The sequence below is a fragment of the Citrobacter sp. UYEF32 genome (genome assembly GCF_040546205.1).
GTDB classification, from domain to species: domain Bacteria; phylum Pseudomonadota; class Gammaproteobacteria; order Enterobacterales; family Enterobacteriaceae; genus Phytobacter; species Phytobacter diazotrophicus.
On the sequence record NZ_JBEPNI010000002.1, the window covers coordinates 227742 to 245204 of the forward strand.

The following is a 17463-nucleotide window of genomic DNA, read 5'->3' on the forward strand; positions in this document are numbered from 1 at the left end:
CGGCTGTGACAAAATAGCGGTTTTGTCAGGATCGCGGAGCGGCCATGCAGGATCGTAATTTCGATGACATCGCGGAAAAATTCTCCCGCAATATCTATGGCACGACCAAAGGTCAACTGCGTCAGGCGATCCTCTGGCAGGATTTGGATAGGGTTCTCGCCGAAATGGGCGATCGCACGCTTCGTGTACTGGATGCGGGGGGCGGAGAAGGCCAGACAGCGATTCGTGTGGCAGAACGGGGTCATCATGTGACGCTGTGTGATGTGTCGCAGGAGATGATTGCGCGTGCTACCGCAGCCGCAGAAGAGAAAGGTGTGAGCGGTAACATGCATTTTGTACAATGCCCCGCTCAGGACATTGCGCAACATTTGGAATCGCCCGTCGATCTGATATTGTTCCATGCTGTGCTCGAATGGGTCGCTGAACCGGTGGACGTTTTGCGAACGCTGTGGTCGGTTTTAAAGCCCGCGGGGACATTGTCGTTGATGTTTTACAATGCTAATGGCCTGTTGATGCACAATATGGTGGCAGGTAATTTCGACTATGTGCTGGCGGGTATGCCTAAAAAGAAAAAGCGCACATTGTCCCCGGATTATCCGCGACATCCGGATGAAGTCTATAGCTGGCTGAATGCGATTGGCTGGCAGATCACGGGGAAAACGGGTGTTCGGGTGTTTCACGATTACTTACGCGAAAAACACCAACAACGTGACTGTTTTGACTCCTTGCTTGAACTTGAAACGCAATATTGTCGTCAGGAGCCGTATATCAGCCTGGGGCGTTATATCCATGTGACCGCGCTCAAGCCGCAGAGAGATGAAAGGATGAACGATGAGTGAATTTTCCCAGACAGTTCCCGAACTGGTTGCCTGGGCCAGGAAAAACGATTTCTCTATCACGCTTCCGGTAGACAGACTGTCGTTTTTGCTGGCGGTTGCCACGCTGAACGGTGAACGCCTGGATGGCGAAATGAGCGAGGGAGAGCTTGTTGATGCGTTTCGCCACGTCAGCGAAGCATTTGAACAAAGCGGCGAAACCATTGCTCAGCGTGCGAACAATGCCATAAACGATATGGTGCGTCAGCGCCTGTTAAACCGTTTTACCAGCGAACTGGCTGACGGTAATGCCATCTATCGTCTGACGCCGCTCGGCATTGGCATTACCGATTACTATATCCGCCAGCGTGAGTTTTCTACGCTGCGCCTGTCCATGCAGTTATCTATCGTGGCGGGAGAACTGAAACGCGCTGCTGATGCCGCAGATGAGGGTGGGGATGAATTCCACTGGCATCGCAACGTCTATGCGCCGTTGAAATACTCGGTGGCAGAAATTTTCGACAGCATCGATCTCACCCAGCGCGTGATGGATGAGCAGCAGCAGTTAGTCAAAGATGATATCGCTCAGTTATTGAATAAAGACTGGCGTGCGGCTATTTCAAGCTGTGAGCTGTTACTCTCCGAAACCTCCGGTACGCTGCGTGAATTACAGGATACGCTGGAAGCGGCAGGGGATAAGCTGCAGGCGAACTTATTACGTATCCAGGACGCGACGCTGGCGCATAACGATCTGGAGTTTGTCGACCGGCTGGTTTTTGATTTACAGAGCAAGCTGGACCGTATCGTCAGTTGGGGACAGCAGGCTATCGATTTGTGGATTGGCTATGATCGCCACGTACACAAGTTTATTCGTACCGCTATCGATATGGATAAAAACCGCGTATTTGCCCAGCGTTTGCGCCAGTCGGTACAGGGTTACTTCGATGCTCCCTGGGCATTGACCTATGCGAACGCCGACAGGCTGCTGGATATGCGCGATGAAGAGATTGCGTTGAGCGATGCCGAGGTTACAGGTGAGCTTCCGCCTGACCTGGAATATGAAGAGTTCAACGAAATCCGCGAACAACTTGCGGCGATGATCGAAGAACAACTGGCGATATATAAAACCAGACAAGCTCCACTGGATCTTGGGCTGGTTGTACGCGAATATCTGGCGCGGTACCCGCGCGCGCGGCATTTTGATATCGCGCGGATCGTCATTGATCAGGCGGTACGCCTCGGCGTAGCGCAAGCAGATTTCACCGGCCTGCCAGCAAAATGGCAGCCGATTAATGATTACGGAGCCAAGGTACAGGCGCATGTCATTGACAAATATTGAACAAGTGATGCCGATCAAATTGGCCCAAGCGTTGGCAAACCCACTCTTTCCGGCGCTCGACAGTGCGCTGCGCTCAGGCCGCCATATCGGCCTTGATGAGCTGGATAATCACGCCTTTTTAATGGATTTCCAGGAATTTCTGGAGGAGTTTTACGGGCGTTACAACGTTGAGTTGATCCGTGCGCCAGAAGGTTTTTTCTACCTGCGCCCGCGCTCGACAACGCTGATCCCACGCTCGGTACTGTCTGAACTGGATATGATGGTCGGTAAAATTCTTTGTTACCTCTATCTCAGCCCGGAACGTCTGGCCAATGAAGGTATCTTCACTCAGCAGGAGCTGTATGACGAGCTGATGGCGCTGGCAGACGAAGCCAAACTGTTGAAGCTGGTGAATAACCGCTCAACCGGTTCTGATTTGGATCGCCAAAAATTACAGGAAAAAGTGCGTTCCTCCCTGAACCGCCTGCGTCGTCTTGGCATGATCTGGTTTATGGGTAACGACAGCAGCAAGTTTCGTATTACCGAGTCTGTGTTCCGCTTCGGCGCGGATGTGCGCTCTGGTGACGATGCACGCGAGGCTCAGCGGCGCTTGATCCGCGACGGTGAAGCCATGCCTGTAGAAAATCACCTGCAGCTCAATGATGAGAACGAAGACAATCAGCCGGATAGTGGAGAGGAAGAATAATGATTGATCGCGGTAAATTTCGCTCACTGACGCTGATTAACTGGAACGGTTTTTTTGCCCGTACGTTTGACCTGGACGAACTGGTGACCACGTTGTCCGGGGGAAACGGTGCCGGTAAATCCACCACCATGGCGGCGTTCGTCACCGCGCTTATCCCGGACTTAACGCTGCTGCACTTCCGTAACACCACCGAGGCAGGCGCGACGTCTGGCTCTCGTGACAAAGGCCTGCACGGTAAACTGAAAGCCGGGGTCTGCTACTCTGTTCTTGATGTGATCAACTCGCGTCATCAGCGCGTGCTGGTGGGGGTTCGCCTGCAACAGGTGGCCGGTCGCGATCGTAAAGTCGACATCAAACCGTTCGCTATTCAGGGGCTGCCAACGGCGGTTCAGCCGACACAACTGCTGACAGAAACGCTTAACGAGCGTCAGGCGCGCGTGCTGCCGTTGCAGGAAGTGAAGGAAAAGCTGGATGCGATGGAAGGGGTGCAGTTTAAGCAGTTCAACTCCATCACCGATTATCATTCTCTGATGTTCGATTTGGGTATCGTCGCTCGTCGCTTGCGCTCAGCATCCGATCGCAGCAAATTCTATCGCCTGATCGAAGCGTCGCTGTATGGCGGTATCTCCAGTGCGATCACCCGTTCTCTGCGCGACTATCTCTTGCCGGAAAATAGCGGTGTACGTAAAGCCTTCCAGGATATGGAAGCGGCACTGCGCGAAAACCGCATGACGCTGGAAGCGATTCGCGTTACCCAGTCGGATCGCGATCTGTTCAAGCACTTGATCAGTGAAGCGACCAACTATGTGGCGGCGGATTACATGCGCCATGCCAACGAACGACGTATTCACCTCGATCAGGCGCTGACATTCCGTCGCGATCTGTTCAGTTCACGGCAAAAGCTGGCGGCTGAGCAATACAAACATGTCGATATGGCGCGCGAACTGGCAGAACACACCGGGGCAGAAGGGGATCTTGAGGCTGATTATCAGGCCGCCAGCGATCACCTGAACCTGGTGCAGACCGCGCTGCGCCAGCAGGAAAAAATTGAGCGCTACGAGTCGGATCTGGACGAACTGCAAATCCGCCTTGAAGAACAAAATGAAGTGGTGGCCGAAGCTACCGATCATCAGGAAGAGAACGAAGCGCGCGCCGAGGCCGCTGAACTGGAAGTGGATGAGCTGAAAAACCAGCTTGCCGACTACCAACAGGCTCTGGATGTGCAGCAAACCCGCGCGATTCAGTACAATCAGGCACAACAGGCCTTACAGCGTGCAAAAGAACTTTGCCAGCTACCGGACCTGACGGCAGAAACGGCAGACGAATGGCTGGAAACCTTCCAGGCGAAAGAGCAGGAAGCTACAGAGAAACTCCTGTCGCTTGACCAACGTATGAGCGTGGCGCAAACCGCGCACAGCCAGTTTGAACAAGCTTACCAGTTGGTCGTCGCTATCAATGGTCCGCTGGCCCGTGATGAAGCCTGGGATGTCGCACGTGACCTTTTACGAGAAGGGGTAAATCAGCGCCATCTGGCAGAACAGGCGCCATCGCTGCGCGCGCGTCTGAACGAACTGGAACAGCGTCTGCGTGAGCAACAGGATGCTGAACGCATGCTGGCGGAATTCTGCAAACGGCAGAATAAACAGTACGACGCTGACGAACTTGAGGCTCTGCATCATGAGCTGGAGGCGCAAATTGCCGCGCTTTCCGAGAATGTGGCCATGGCCGGTGAGCAGCGTATGGCGTTGCGCCAGGAGCTGGAACAGCTACAGTCACGCATCCAAATATTGACCCAGCGCGCACCGATTTGGCTGGCAGCGCAAAGCAGCCTGACCCAGTTGTGTGAGCAGAGCGGCGAGCAGTTTGAATCCGGCCAACAAGTGACGGAATACCTGCAACAATTGCTGGAGCGTGAACGCGAAGCTATCGTTGAACGCGATGAAGTCGGGGCACGCAAACGTGCGGTGGACGAAGAAATCGAACGTCTGAGTCAGCCGGGTGGCTCCGAAGACGGGCGTCTTAACACGCTGGCTGAACGCTTTGGCGGTGTACTGCTCTCTGAAATTTACGATGACGTTAGCCTTGACGATGCGCCCTATTTTTCCGCGTTGTATGGCCCATCACGTCACGCGATCGTGGTCCCGGACCTCTCCCTCATTTCGGAACAGCTTGAAGGGCTCGAGGATTGCCCGGAAGATCTCTATCTGATTGAAGGGGATCCGCAATCTTTCGATGACAGTGTGTTCAGCGTCGATGAGCTGGAAAAAGCGGTGGTGGTTAAGATAGCCGATCGTCAGTGGCGCTACTCCCGTTTCCCGTCGGTGCCGCTGTTTGGTCGTGCCGCACGTGAAAGCCGTATCGAAGGGCTCCACGCCGAGCGTGAAGAGCTTGCCGAGCGTTTTGCCACATTATCCTTCGACGTGCAGAAAACGCAGCGCCTGCATCAGGCCTTCAGCCGTTTTATCGGTAGCCATCTTGCCGTGGCGTTTGATCCAGACCCGGAAGCTGAAATTCGTACGCTCAGTGGCCGCCGTGGTGAACTGGAGCGCGCGCTGAGTAATCATGAGAATGACAACCAGCAGAACCGCATGCAGTTCGAGCAGGCGAAAGAGGGGGTTGCTCAGCTGAACCGCCTGCTGCCACGCCTGAGCTTGCTGGCAGATGAAACCCTGGCCGATCGCGTTGATGAAATTCAGGAGCGGCTGGACGAAGCTCAGGAAGCCGTGCGTTTTATTCAACAGTTTGGCAACCATCTGGCGAAACTGGAGCCCGTTGTTTCCGTACTGCAAAACGACCCGGAACAGTATGAACAACTGAAAGAAGATTATGCGTACTCCCAGCAAGTGCAGCGTGAAGCACGACAGCAGGCATTTGCGCTGATCGAAGTTGTACAGCGCCGGGCGCACTTTAGCTATTCCGATTCTGCGGAAATGCTCAGTGGCAATAACGATCTCAACGAGAAGCTGCGTCAGCGGCTCGAACAGGCAGAACGTGAACGTAGCCGTACGCGTGAGGCGCTGCGTAGCCACGCGGCCCAGCTCAGTCAGTACAACCAGGTATTGGCATCGCTGAAAAGCTCGTTCGATACCAAAAAAGAACTGCTCAACGATCTACAAAAAGAGCTGCAGGAAATTGGTGTGCGTGCCGACAGTGGCGCGGAGGAGCGCGCGCGTATTCGTCGCGACGAGCTGCATGCCCAGTTGTCCGGCAACCGTGCCCGCCGCAATCAACTGGAAAAAGCGCTGACCTTCTGCGAAGCGGAAATGGATAACCTGACCCGTGCGTTGCGTCGCCTTGAACGTGATTATCATGAGATGCGCGAACAGGTCGTCACGGCGAAAGCAGGCTGGTGTGCGGTGATGCGAATGGTGAAAGATAACGGCGTTGAACGTCGCTTGCATCGTCGTGAACTGGCTTACCTTTCTGGTGACGAACTGCGTTCCATGTCGGATAAGGCGTTAGGTGCGTTGCGCCTCGCCGTGGCGGACAACGAACATCTGCGCGATGTGCTGCGTATGTCGGAAGATCCGAAACGTCCGGAGCGTAAGATTCAGTTCTTTGTCGCGGTTTACCAGCATCTGCGCGAGCGTATCCGCCAGGATATTATTCGTACTGACGATCCGGTTGAAGCTATCGAACAGATGGAGATTGAACTCAGCCGTCTGACGGAAGAGCTAACCTCCCGCGAGCAGAAACTGGCGATCAGCTCTCGTAGCGTGGCGAATATCATTCGCAAAACGATTCAGCGCGAGCAGAACCGTATCCGGCAACTTAACCAGGGTCTGCAAAACGTCTCCTTCGGTCAGGTACACAGTGTCCGTTTGAATGTTAACGTCCGCGAGAGTCATGCAATGTTGTTGACGGTGCTTTCCGAGCAACATGAGCAGCATCAGGACCTGTTTAACAGCAATCGCCTGACCTTCTCCGAAGCACTGGCGAAACTGTATCAACGCCTGAATCCGCAAATCGATCTTGGTCAGCGTACGCCGCAAACCATCGGCGAAGAGCTGCTTGATTACCGCAACTATCTTGAGATGGAAGTGGAGGTCAACCGTGGTTCGGATGGCTGGCTGCGTGCGGAATCCGGGGCCCTGTCGACCGGTGAGGCTATCGGTACCGGGATGTCTATCCTCGTGATGGTTGTTCAGAGCTGGGAAGACGAGGCGCGACGTCTGCGTGGTAAAGATATTTCGCCATGCCGCTTGTTGTTCCTCGACGAGGCAGCACGTCTGGATGCCCGCTCCATCGCAACCTTGTTCGAACTCTGCGAACGCCTTGAAATGCAATTGATTATTGCGGCTCCGGAGAACATCAGTCCAGAAAAAGGCACCACCTATAAACTGGTGCGTAAAGTCTTCCAGAACCACGAGCATGTTCACGTGGTGGGTCTGCGCGGCTTCGCGGCTCAGCTACCGGAGACATTACCTGGTACGGCAGACGCTTCTTAACGGTTCGCTTAAACAATGAGGGTGGCAGAGATGCCGCCCTTTTTCTTTTCTGAAACACCGCACCCGACCACGCGCTCTTCTTTAAACTTCTTTACATTTGGTAAGGCAAATGCTTTTTTGTCTTTATATACTGATAGAAAGAGCATTGTGAGTGTAATGAAGAAACAGGGGGCAAGGGATGTTGCTTAAGAAATCGTATGGTCGTCGGATGTCGACATTGAGTTTATGTCTGGCATTCGCATTTGCTCCGCTGTTTAGCGCTCAGGCCCTGGCCGATGAGCCTGAGGTGGTACCGGTTGACAGTTCCGCGACGCTTGGCGATCAACCCACGGCATTATCGCAGCCGCTGGAACAGTCGCCTGCGACGGCAATGATGGCAGGCTTGCAGCCTTATCCGACAGCAGATGCGCCTGCTAACGCGCGTAGCGCATTGCAGGCACTCTTGCCTGCTAACTGGACACCGGTCTACATGGATTCGCTTTCCGCGTTGTATGCCGCGCGTGAAATGAAGCCGATGTGGGATAATCGTGATGCCGTTCAGGCTTTCCAGCAACAACTCGCCGAAGTCGCGATTGCCGGTTTCCAGCCGCAATTCACGACCTGGGTTGGGCTGTTGACCGATCCGAATATCTCAGGAATGGCGCGGGATTTGGTCTTATCGGACGCCATGATGGGGTATCTGCATTTCGTCGCCGGTATTCCGGTGAAAGGCAACCGCTGGCTCTACAGCAGTAAACCTTACACGCTGGAAACACCGCCGCTGTCGGTAATCAATCAGTGGCAATTAGCGTTGGATAAAGGCAACCTGCCGCAATTTATCGAAACCCTTGCACCTCATCATCCGCAGTATGCTGCGATGCATCAGTCTTTACTGACGCTGGTGGCAGACAATTCACCGTGGCCGCAGTTGACCAGTACCGTTTCACTGCGTCCCGGACAGAAGAGCAGGGATGTACCCGCGCTGCGTGAAATCCTGCAACGTAGCGGCATGATGGATGATGCACCGAAAATCGCGCTGCCTGGCGATGATGCAACAAGCAGCGTCGTCAGCCCGTCTGCCATCGCGGTTGATACGGCGGGAGCAACAACGGCGCAGTTGACCAAAAAAGCGAAACCAGCAAGTACGCTCAGCAGCGACTATGACCGCCAGTTAGTTGCCGCAGTCAAACGCTTCCAGGCCGCTCAGGGTCTGCATGCCGACGGCGTGATTGGGCAGTCGACCCGCGACTGGTTGAATGTAACCCCAGCCCAGCGCGCCGGGGTTCTGGCGCTGAACATTCAGCGTCTGCGTTTGCTGCCGGGTAAGCTCTCCACGGGGATTATGGTTAACATCCCGGAGTATTCGCTGGTCTATTATCTGAACGGCAACCAGGTGCTGGCCTCCCGCGTGATTGTCGGGCGACCGGATCGCAAAACGCCGATGATGAGCAGTGCGCTGAATAACGTGGTGGTTAACCCGCCGTGGAACGTACCACCGACGCTGGCACGCAAAGACATTCTACCGAAAGTATGGAATGACCCGGGCTATCTGGAACGGCATGGTTATACCGTGCTGCGTGGCTGGAACAGTAAAGAGGCTATTGACCCGACGATGGTGGATTGGGCAACCATCACGCCATCTAATCTGCCTTTCCGCTTCCAGCAGGCGCCGGGAGCGCAAAACTCGCTCGGCCGCTATAAGTTCAATATGCCGAGTTCTGACGCTATCTATCTTCATGACACACCCAACCATAATCTTTTCCAGAAAGAAGCGCGAGCGTTGAGCTCAGGCTGTGTGAGGGTGAATAAAGCCTCTGAGCTTGCCAATATGCTATTACAGGATGCGGGATGGAACGACACGCGGATTTCCGATGCATTAAAACAAGGAGATACCCGTTACGTTAATATCCGTCAAAATATACCGGTGAATCTTTATTATTTGACCGCATTTGTTGGCGAAGATGGTCGTACCCAATATCGTACAGATATTTACAATTATGATCTGACGGCGCGATCTGGCGCACAAATCCTGGCGAAAGCCGAACAATTAATCAGGTAAATGAAGCAGTTCGGGAAATAACATTGTCGTAATAATTAGCGAAAACGGGCCGGATCTGCTGTAAGGCCCGTCTTTGCTGGGGTTTGGCTACCTTGACGCAGACGTTTTTGCCCGGTAAGGTGCCTTTCGTGCGCAATAAAAGTGCATAAATTACGATCACTTTGTTATCTTGCAGACCTGATTATCATGGACAAATTTGACGCTAATCGCCGCAAATTGTTGGCGTTAGGTGGTATTGCCCTTGGTGCAGCCATCTTACCTCAACAAGCATTTGCAACCCTTTCCACCCCACGTCCGCGTATTTTAACGCTGAATAATCTCCATACTGGAGAAACAATTAAGGCGCAGTTTTTCGATGGCCGGGGCTATATTCAGGATGAATTAGCAAAGCTCAACCATTTTTTCCGTGATTATCGCGCGAATAAAATTAAAACCATCGATCCACGACTGTTTGATCAACTTTATCGCCTGCAAGGTTTGTTAGGAACAAGCAAACCGGTGCAATTGGTCTCGGGATACCGTTCTGTCGACACGAATAACGAACTCCGGGCTCACAGTTCTGGTGTTGCCAAAAAAAGCTATCACACCAAAGGACAGGCGATGGATTTCCATATCGAAGGGATTTCTCTGAGCAATATTCGCAAAGCTGCGTTATCTATGCGTGCAGGTGGTGTAGGATATTACCCCAGCAGCAACTTTGTGCATATTGATACCGGGCCGCTACGGCACTGGTAAAACTCAGTTAAAAGAGACAGGAGCAGTATGAACTATCGTATTATTCCGGTTACCGCCTTCTCCCAGAACTGCTCGTTAGTCTGGTGTGAGCAAACCCGGCTGGCAGCAATAGTGGATCCCGGTGGCGATGCTGAACGCATCAAACAGGAAGTTGCAGCCTCCGGCGTGACGTTAACGCAAATACTGCTTACCCATGGTCATCTTGATCATGTTGGTGCGGCTGCCGAGCTGGCGCAGCACTATGGCGTGCCAGTGATTGGTCCGGAAAAAGAAGATGAGTTCTGGCTGCAAGGGCTACCCGCCCAAAGTCGTATGTTTGGTCTGGATGACTGCCAGCCGCTGACGCCGGATCGTTGGTTAAACGAAGGCGACACGGTGAGCGTAGGCAATGTGAGACTGGATGTTTTGCATTGCCCTGGGCATACGCCAGGGCACGTGGTTTTCTTTGATGCGCAATCCCGGCTGTTGGTGTCCGGCGACGTTATCTTTAAAGGCGGCGTAGGGCGCAGTGATTTCCCGAAAGGGAATCATGGGCAGTTGATTGATGCCATCAAAACCAAACTGTTGCCTCTGGGGGATGATGTGACCTTTATTCCTGGTCACGGCCCGATGTCCACGCTTGGCAACGAGCGGCTACATAACCCTTTCCTGCAGGATGAACTGCCGGTCTGGTAAAACAAAAAAGGTCGCATTCGCGACCTTTTTTATTATCTATTGTTGTTTATAACACCGCGACGATAGCTTCACACAGCGGCGACATGTTATCCGGTGTCATGCCCGCAACGTTAATACGTCCTGATGCAACCGCGTAGATAGCGAACTCTTCACGCAGACGGAGCACCTGCTCTTTGGTCAGGCCGCTAAAAGAGAACATGCCGTTCTGACGGGTGATAAAGCTGAAATCGCGATCCGCCCCTTTTTCCTGCAGGGTATTTACAAACAGCAGACGCATACGCTGAATGCGCTGGCGCATGTCTGTCAATTCTTGTTCCCAGATGGCACGCAGCGCATCGTTGCTCAGGATCGTTGCCACAACGGAGGCACCATGAGCAGGCGGGTTAGAGTAGTTAGCGCGGATGGTTGACTTCATCTGGCTGAATGCACGGTCTGCTGTCTCCTGGTCCGCGGCCACCAGCGTACAGGCACCGACACGTTCATTGTACAGACCGAAGTTTTTCGAGAAGGAACTGGCGATGATCAATTCTTTATGCAGCGCGGCAAAGGCGCGCAGACCTTCTGCGTCTTCTTCCAGACCGCGAGCGAAACCCTGATAGGCAAAATCGAACAGCGGCAGCCAGCCTTTTTCAATGGACAATTTGGCCAGTGTCTCCCACTGCTCAAGCGTCGGATCGATACCGGTCGGGTTATGACAGCAACCGTGGAACAGTACGATATCACCCGCTTGCGCGGCTTCGAGACTTGCAACCATGCCGTCGAAATCCAGCGCATGGTTTTGCGCGTCATAATAGGCGTAATCACACACTTCAAGGCCGGCGGAGTTAAACACGCCTTTATGGTTCGGCCAGCTTGGATTACTTACCCAAATACGTTTTGCTGAGGTGTTTTTCGCCAGGAAATCAGCGGCAACACGCAGGCCACCCGTACCGCCCGGGGTCTGCGCGGTGCGCGCACGTTTGTCATTAATAATCGCGCTGCCTTTGCCGAATAGCAGTTCCTGCGTGCAACGACCAAACTCAGGAATACCGTCGATGCCGAGGTAATTTTTTGTGTTTTCGTTTTCCAGCAGATACTGCTCCGCTTTTTTAACGCTGGTCAGTACCGGCGTTTTCCCGGTTTCGTCTTTATAGACACCAATACCAAGGTTGATTTTGCCAGGACGTTCATCGGCACGAAACAGATCGGCCAAACCCAGAATAGGGTCAGCAGGGGCAGCGGTAATATTCTCAAACATGACGAGGTTCCATTATGATGACAGAAGGGAGATCCGCTATCAGGTTAACGGTTGATGTGACAATTGCCAACCGTTTGCGATAAAAAGCGTGCGTCTTTTTAGAAGTTAGTCTTTTTGGCGGCGAGACAATAAAAAAACAGGGCCGAAGCCCTGTTTTTCACGCATATAATAACGAGGTGTGCTGATTAGAACTGGTAAGTCACAGCCATCGCAACCTGGTCATCACGACCATTCACGATACCAACGCTGTCGCTGTAGTTGCTCTTGTCGATCAGGTTCAGCTGGTAATCAACATAGATGTTGAAGTTTTTGTTGAAGTAGTAGTACGCACCGATTTCAACATATTTCTGCAGATCTTCGTTGCCGCCAGTGAAGGAGCCACGTGCAGCCAGGTCCTTGCCTTTAGACTGAACGTAGGACAGGGACGGACGCAGACCGAAGTCGAACTGGTACTGAGCCATTGCTTCGAAGTTCTGAGTTTTGTTAGCAAAAGAACCGTCAGCTTCGCGAGTCATGTTGCGGGTTTCAGCGTAAACAGTTGCCAGGTAGATGTTGTTTGCGTCATATTTCGCACCAACAGCCCATGCTTCTGCTTTCTCACCTTTACCGTCTGCAGTCTGATTGTTAGTACGGTCAGAGTTGCTGTAAGCGCCGATTACGCTAAAGCCTTCTGCGAAGGAGTAACCCAGAGAGTAACCAGCGCCGTCGCCATTAGAGGTTCTAACGTCAGTACGATCGTTTTTACCCTGGTACTGGATACCCATGCTCAGACCATCAACCAGACCAAAGAAGTCGGTGTTACGGTAGGTCAGGACGCCAGTAGTACGGCCAGTCATGAAGTTATCAGAGTAGTTAGCCCAGGTCATGCCAGAGAAGGATGGGGCAACGTCGGTATAAGATTCTACGTCGTAGACGATACCGTAGTTACGACCGTAGTCCAGAGAACCAGCGTTGTTAACTTTGATACCAGCGAAAGCCAGACGGTTACGGGTACCCTGTGAACCTTCTGCATCGCTTGCCAGCGCACGGTATTCCCACTGACCGTAACCGGTTACATCGCTGTTGATTTGAGTTTCGCCTTTGAAACCAATCTGAGCGTAGGTGTTGTCGTTGCTGTTGGTGTTGTCACCAGAGGTCACGAAGTCGTGCTCACCAACAACTTTACCGTACAGGTCCAGTTTGTTGCCGTTTTTGTTGTAAACTTCTGCAGCGTTAGCTGCACCAGCTACCAGCAGGGCAGGGATAACCACTGCCAGGATATTGCGCTTCATCATTATTTATTACCCTCATTGGTTTTTTTGTACACCTGCCACTGCCGCCAATAAATTCCGTCAATAAAAATTTACGGAACTATTGATGAGAGTTTGGTGTCTTTCTGTGTCTGAGAGGCATCTTTCCATTCATATAATCGTTTCGCTAGCCTGAAAGTGCTACAAATGTCTTAAAGAGGTTACAAAAAGCAATTATGTGTAAGAATTTATGTATTTTAAGGAACTTTGTGAACCACCTCAAAGTTCGGGGGCGATCGTCGTCAAAAACAACGACCTCATAACTATATATATGAATTGCTTATGTTTAATTGAGATAAGGGTGAATCTTGTACAGGAACCATTCTCATCTTGCTTTTTCTCACCGACCTTTTTAGCCGTCTGGAAAGCTGTGCGATTTTTATCCAGACGTGCTATCAGATGAGATAAAACTAACCCACAATTTAAGTATGCTTTATTTTTTGTTCAGAAGTATTTCACAGATAAAAGGCCGATAAAGATAGGGAAGCGTTAACCGGTCCACGATGTCCCGGTTAGGGTGAAGGAATAATGAAGAGCAAAAAAAGCCAGCATATGCTGGCTTTTATCATTAAAACGTGGCGCTACGAGGTGTGCGGGGGAACGGGATAACATCACGTACGTTTTGCACGCCGGTGACATAAGCGATCAGACGCTCAAAGCCCAGGCCGAAACCTGAATGCGGTACGGTGCCATAACGGCGCAGATCGCGATACCACCAGTAGTCTTCTTTATTAAGACCCATTTCAGCCATACGCGCATCCAGCACATCCAGACGCTCTTCACGCTGCGAGCCGCCGATGATTTCACCAATGCCCGGCGCCAGAACATCCATCGCTGCTACGGTTTTACCGTCATCGTTAAGGCGCATATAGAAAGCCTTAATGTCTTTCGGGTAGTTTTTCACAACGACCGGTGCTTTAAAGTGTTTCTCGGCCAGGTAGCGTTCATGCTCGGAAGAGAGGTCAACGCCCCAGTAAACCGGGTTTTCAAACTTCTCACCGCAATTTTCAAGAATGGTCACGGCGTCGGTGTAGTCCACTTGCGCGAAATCAGCCGCAACAAAACGCTCCAGACGGGCAATTGCATCTTTATCAACGCGTTCAGCGAAGAACCTCATGTCATCCATACGCTCAGTCAGAACTGCGTTGAAGGCATATTTCAGCATCGCTTCCGCCAGACGGGCGTTATCTTCCAGATCGGCAAATGCCACTTCCGGCTCCAGCATCCAGAATTCCGCCAGGTGACGGCTGGTGTTGGAGTTTTCCGCGCGGAACGTTGGCCCAAAAGTGTAGATTTTGGACAGCGCGCAGGCATAAGTTTCGCCGTTCAACTGGCCCGATACGGTCAGGAAAGACTCTTTACCAAAGAAATCTTTGTCGAAATCGACTTTACCCTGATCGTTACGCGGCAGGTTTTCCAGATCCAGCGTCGATACGCGGAACATTTCACCCGCACCTTCGGTGTCAGATGCGGTAATCAGCGGCGTGGAAACCCAGAAGAAACCCTGCTCATCAAAGAAGCGGTGCAGCGCCTGCGCCAGCGTATGACGAACACGGGCGACAGCGCCAATCAGGTTGGTACGCGGACGCAGGTGCGCCACTTCACGCAAATACTCGATGCTGTGGCGTTTCGCCGCCATCGGGTAAGTGTCCGGGTCTTCAACCCAGCCGGTGACTTCTACCTGAGTCGCCTGCAGCTCGAAGCTCTGGCCTTCACCGGGGGACTCCACCACTTTGCCAGTGACAACAACGGAGCAGCCGGTGGTCAGATGAAGAACTTCTTCATTGTAATTGGGCAGAGAATTATTAATGACAGCCTGTACAGGATCAAAGCAGGAGCCGTCATAAACGGCGAGGAAGGAGATGCCAGCTTTTGAATCTCGGCGGGTACGTACCCATCCGCGCACGGTGACTTCTTGGTCAACGGTAACGCGGCCCTGGAGTACGTCGGCTACAGGCACAACGCTCATAATATTCTCTCTGTTAATTGTCTGGAAAAGATCATCGTTTGTCCGCCCACAAAGGGGGGATACCTATGTTACCTGGCGAGCGCCATCAGACAAGTAGAATTCGCAGCGAAAAGGGGGATTTCGGAAATTAATCTTTTCTCAACGTGAAGAGCGTGATGGTGGGGCGCATTTTACCAACGGTGCAAGCATGCATTATTCGATCAAGACGGTCATTTCTTGCTTGGCATTTTGCATTGAGACAATCGTCTTAAATGATTTAATGTTGCCCGAGACAAAAAACAGCTCGCGGGTCAGCATTTCATATTCGGCCATATCGCGCACATTTATCACCAGCAGGAAATCAAAATCACCTGTCACGTAGTAAACCTGCTGCACCTGTGGGCAATTCACAAAGCGCTGTCGGTCTTCTTCTAATAAATCGAGACGCTCATTAGCCACCATCACCTGCGCCATGATGGTGATCGGCCTCCCGACTTTACTGGCGTCCACGATGCTGACATTCGCCTTCACGACCCCGGCCTCTTCCAGTGCGGCAATACGTCGATTTACCGCCGATGCGGACAAATTCACCAGGTCGGCAATTTCTCGCTGCGAGAGACGATTGTTGCGTTGCAGAAGGGTCAGAATTTTTTTATCCCAGGCATCGAGCGACATCATTTTGAACTCCCTCATTTTTGTGATTCAGATCACTTCACGCAATTTTGTTGCGCTTAGGTGGTGAATCAGAGTGAAAATTGCATGGTTTCGGGCAATTTTGCGTCATTTAACAGCCACAAGCATAGTACCATTTCAACCAGTGGAATAAACATGATTGAAATAGCGAGCGCTGAAAGTGAATGCATTTATCGACGCGGTCTGGTCCTGATGTTTATTTAATTATCCGCATTCTTTTTTGATGACGCTGCTTGAGCAATCATTTTATCCGTTACGATTCTACATCGTATTCAACTAAACATGATATTCGTGGGAGAAAAGGTATTTGTATGACGGAAATCATTAAATATAAATTTAACGACCGCCGAAAAACGTATGGTTCAGGTACTGATTTAAGTTTATTAAATTCGTCAGTGGCTGACGAGGTATTGTCTTTTCATAAGAAATTTCCACAATATTCCGTGACCCCATTGCGCAATTTGCCTTTTTTAAGTCAGCGATTGGGGCTGGGGGCGATTCATATTAAAGATGAATCACAGCGTTTTGGCCTTAATGCCTTTAAAAGTCTGGGCGGCTCTTATGCGGTAGGGAAATATCTGGCTGAAAAAATCGGTCGTGACATTAACGAGCTCACCTTTGCCGCGTTGAATTCACCCGAAATGAAAAAGCAGATCGCCGATATCGTCTTCGTGACGGCGACAGATGGCAATCATGGGCGCGGGATCGCATGGGCTGCAGAACAACTGGGACTGAAAGCGGTTGTTTATATGCCAAAAGGTTCCTCGGTTATCCGCGCGCAGAACATCCGCCACCACAGTGCCGAATGTACCATTACCGAACTGAACTATGATGACACCGTGCGTTTCGCCCATCAGCAAGCGCAAGAGCACGGATGGGTATTGCTGCAGGACACGGCGTGGGAAGGTTATGAACAGATCCCAACATGGGTCATGCAGGGCTACATGACCTTAGCGATTGAATCCTGGCAGCAACTTGAAGAGCGCGGCGAACCTCTGCCAACGCATCTGATTTTGCAGGCGGGGGTTGGCTCATTCGCCGGGAGCATCATGGGGTACTTTATTGAAAGAATGAAAGCGCAGGCCCCCACCATCATCATCGTCGAGCCGCGCAAAGCAGACTGCCTGTACCAGTCGGCCATGATCGATGACGGGCAACCCCATAGTGTGGGTGGCGATATGGCAACCTTGATGGCGGGGTTAGCCTGTGGTGAACCCAATATCACCAGTTGGCCGATGATTCGTGATTATACGAGCTGTTTTATTTCAGCAGATGACCGACTGGCGGCCAACGGGATGCGTATTTTAGCCGCGCCGCGGCCGGGAACCGATGACGCTTTTATTTCCGGGGAGTCAGGCGCTATTGGCACCGGGTTTATTTATGAACTGATGAGCAATCAATGTCACAAGGAATTAAAAGAACGCCTGAACCTGAATAAACAATCGCGTGTCCTGCTTATTAGTACGGAAGGCGATACCTCTCCGGATGTTTATGAAGATATCGTATGGTTTGGTCGCAGCGCCTGATATTTCTTATGCATAAAAATGGGGCGGCAATATTA

Annotated in this window: 12 protein-coding genes; 8 read left to right on the forward strand and 4 right to left on the reverse strand. The window is 51.9% G+C overall.

All coding sequences use genetic code 11. From position 1 onward, the window contains the following. Positions 1-44 precede the first annotated feature (44 nt). The 7 genes from cmoM (at position 45) to ABIB59_RS05355 (ending at position 10735) form a co-directional block, all read left to right on the forward strand. Positions 45-839 (forward strand): tRNA uridine 5-oxyacetic acid(34) methyltransferase CmoM, encoded by a 795-nt coding sequence (cmoM, locus tag ABIB59_RS05325; protein ID WP_039078558.1) that lies wholly within the window; start codon positions 45-47, stop codon positions 837-839. Beyond that, the gene (gene mukF, locus ABIB59_RS05330) at positions 832-2154 is read left to right on the forward strand and encodes a chromosome partition protein MukF (protein ID WP_039078559.1); all 1323 of its coding nucleotides are present in this window, start codon (positions 832-834) and stop codon (positions 2152-2154) included. Before cmoM ends, mukF begins: the two co-directional genes overlap by 8 nt. Beyond that, positions 2135-2839, forward strand: a complete 705-nt coding sequence (gene mukE / locus ABIB59_RS05335; RefSeq protein ID WP_039078560.1) for a chromosome partition protein MukE — start codon at positions 2135-2137, stop codon at positions 2837-2839. The genes mukF and mukE overlap by 20 nt, the downstream gene beginning before the upstream one ends. After that, the gene (mukB, locus tag ABIB59_RS05340; RefSeq protein WP_317078685.1) at positions 2839-7287 is read left to right on the forward strand and encodes a chromosome partition protein MukB; all 4449 of its coding nucleotides are present in this window, start codon (positions 2839-2841) and stop codon (positions 7285-7287) included. The genes mukE and mukB overlap by 1 nt, the downstream gene beginning before the upstream one ends. 178 nt (positions 7288-7465) lie before the next feature. Then, on the forward strand, positions 7466-9325 hold the full coding sequence (gene ldtD / locus ABIB59_RS05345) for a L,D-transpeptidase (RefSeq protein WP_354034336.1): 1860 nt from the start codon (positions 7466-7468) through the stop codon (positions 9323-9325). A gap of 186 nt (positions 9326-9511) precedes the next feature. Further along, complete coding sequence (mepK, locus tag ABIB59_RS05350; RefSeq protein ID WP_039078563.1) at positions 9512-10060, forward strand: peptidoglycan L,D-endopeptidase MepK; 549 nt, start codon at positions 9512-9514, stop codon at positions 10058-10060. A gap of 27 nt (positions 10061-10087) precedes the next feature. Then, the gene (locus tag ABIB59_RS05355; protein ID WP_039078564.1) at positions 10088-10735 is read left to right on the forward strand and encodes an MBL fold metallo-hydrolase; all 648 of its coding nucleotides are present in this window, start codon (positions 10088-10090) and stop codon (positions 10733-10735) included. A gap of 46 nt (positions 10736-10781) precedes the next feature. Here the strand turns inward: ABIB59_RS05355 and ABIB59_RS05360 are convergent, their stop codons facing one another. From ABIB59_RS05360 to ABIB59_RS05375, 4 genes are all read right to left on the reverse strand, one after another. Further along, positions 10782-11972 carry an amino acid aminotransferase gene (locus ABIB59_RS05360; RefSeq protein ID WP_071194681.1) on the reverse strand — a complete coding sequence of 397 codons (1191 nt, stop codon included), beginning with the start codon at positions 11970-11972 and terminating at the stop codon, positions 10782-10784. Between the two features lie 185 nt (positions 11973-12157). Next, positions 12158-13246 carry a porin gene (locus ABIB59_RS05365; protein WP_354034339.1) on the reverse strand — a complete coding sequence of 363 codons (1089 nt, stop codon included), beginning with the start codon at positions 13244-13246 and terminating at the stop codon, positions 12158-12160. A 583-nt stretch (positions 13247-13829) separates the two neighbouring features. Beyond that, the gene (gene asnS, locus ABIB59_RS05370; protein WP_354034341.1) at positions 13830-15230 is read right to left on the reverse strand and encodes an asparagine--tRNA ligase; all 1401 of its coding nucleotides are present in this window, start codon (positions 15228-15230) and stop codon (positions 13830-13832) included. Positions 15231-15422: 192 nt separating this feature from the next. Next, the gene (locus ABIB59_RS05375; RefSeq protein ID WP_165159737.1) at positions 15423-15884 is read right to left on the reverse strand and encodes an Lrp/AsnC family transcriptional regulator; all 462 of its coding nucleotides are present in this window, start codon (positions 15882-15884) and stop codon (positions 15423-15425) included. Positions 15885-16213: 329 nt separating this feature from the next. Here ABIB59_RS05375 and dpaL point away from each other — a divergent pair, with 329 nt between their 5' ends. Further along, a complete protein-coding gene (gene dpaL, locus ABIB59_RS05380; protein WP_079496810.1) occupies positions 16214-17428 on the forward strand; it encodes a diaminopropionate ammonia-lyase in 1215 nt (404 codons plus the stop codon). The last annotated feature ends 35 nt before the right edge of the window (positions 17429-17463 follow it).

Excerpts from the sequence above, each read along its gene's own strand:
- cmoM (WP_039078558.1), top strand. The coding sequence starts at position 45 with ATGCAGGATCGTAATTTCGATGACATCGCGGAAAAATTCTCCCGCAAT.
- mukF (WP_039078559.1), top strand. The coding sequence starts at position 832 with ATGAGTGAATTTTCCCAGACAGTTCCCGAACTGGTTGCCTGGGCCAGG.
- mukE (WP_039078560.1), top strand. The coding sequence starts at position 2,135 with ATGTCATTGACAAATATTGAACAAGTGATGCCGATCAAATTGGCCCAA.
- mukB (WP_317078685.1), top strand. The coding sequence starts at position 2,839 with ATGATTGATCGCGGTAAATTTCGCTCACTGACGCTGATTAACTGGAAC.
- ldtD (WP_354034336.1), top strand. The coding sequence starts at position 7,466 with ATGTTGCTTAAGAAATCGTATGGTCGTCGGATGTCGACATTGAGTTTA.
- mepK (WP_039078563.1), top strand. The coding sequence starts at position 9,512 with ATGGACAAATTTGACGCTAATCGCCGCAAATTGTTGGCGTTAGGTGGT.
- ABIB59_RS05355 (WP_039078564.1), top strand. The coding sequence starts at position 10,088 with ATGAACTATCGTATTATTCCGGTTACCGCCTTCTCCCAGAACTGCTCG.
- ABIB59_RS05360 (WP_071194681.1), bottom strand. The coding sequence starts at position 11,972 with ATGTTTGAGAATATTACCGCTGCCCCTGCTGACCCTATTCTGGGTTTG.
- ABIB59_RS05365 (WP_354034339.1), bottom strand. The coding sequence starts at position 13,246 with ATGATGAAGCGCAATATCCTGGCAGTGGTTATCCCTGCCCTGCTGGTA.
- asnS (WP_354034341.1), bottom strand. The coding sequence starts at position 15,230 with ATGAGCGTTGTGCCTGTAGCCGACGTACTCCAGGGCCGCGTTACCGTT.
- ABIB59_RS05375 (WP_165159737.1), bottom strand. The coding sequence starts at position 15,884 with ATGTCGCTCGATGCCTGGGATAAAAAAATTCTGACCCTTCTGCAACGC.
- dpaL (WP_079496810.1), top strand. The coding sequence starts at position 16,214 with ATGACGGAAATCATTAAATATAAATTTAACGACCGCCGAAAAACGTAT.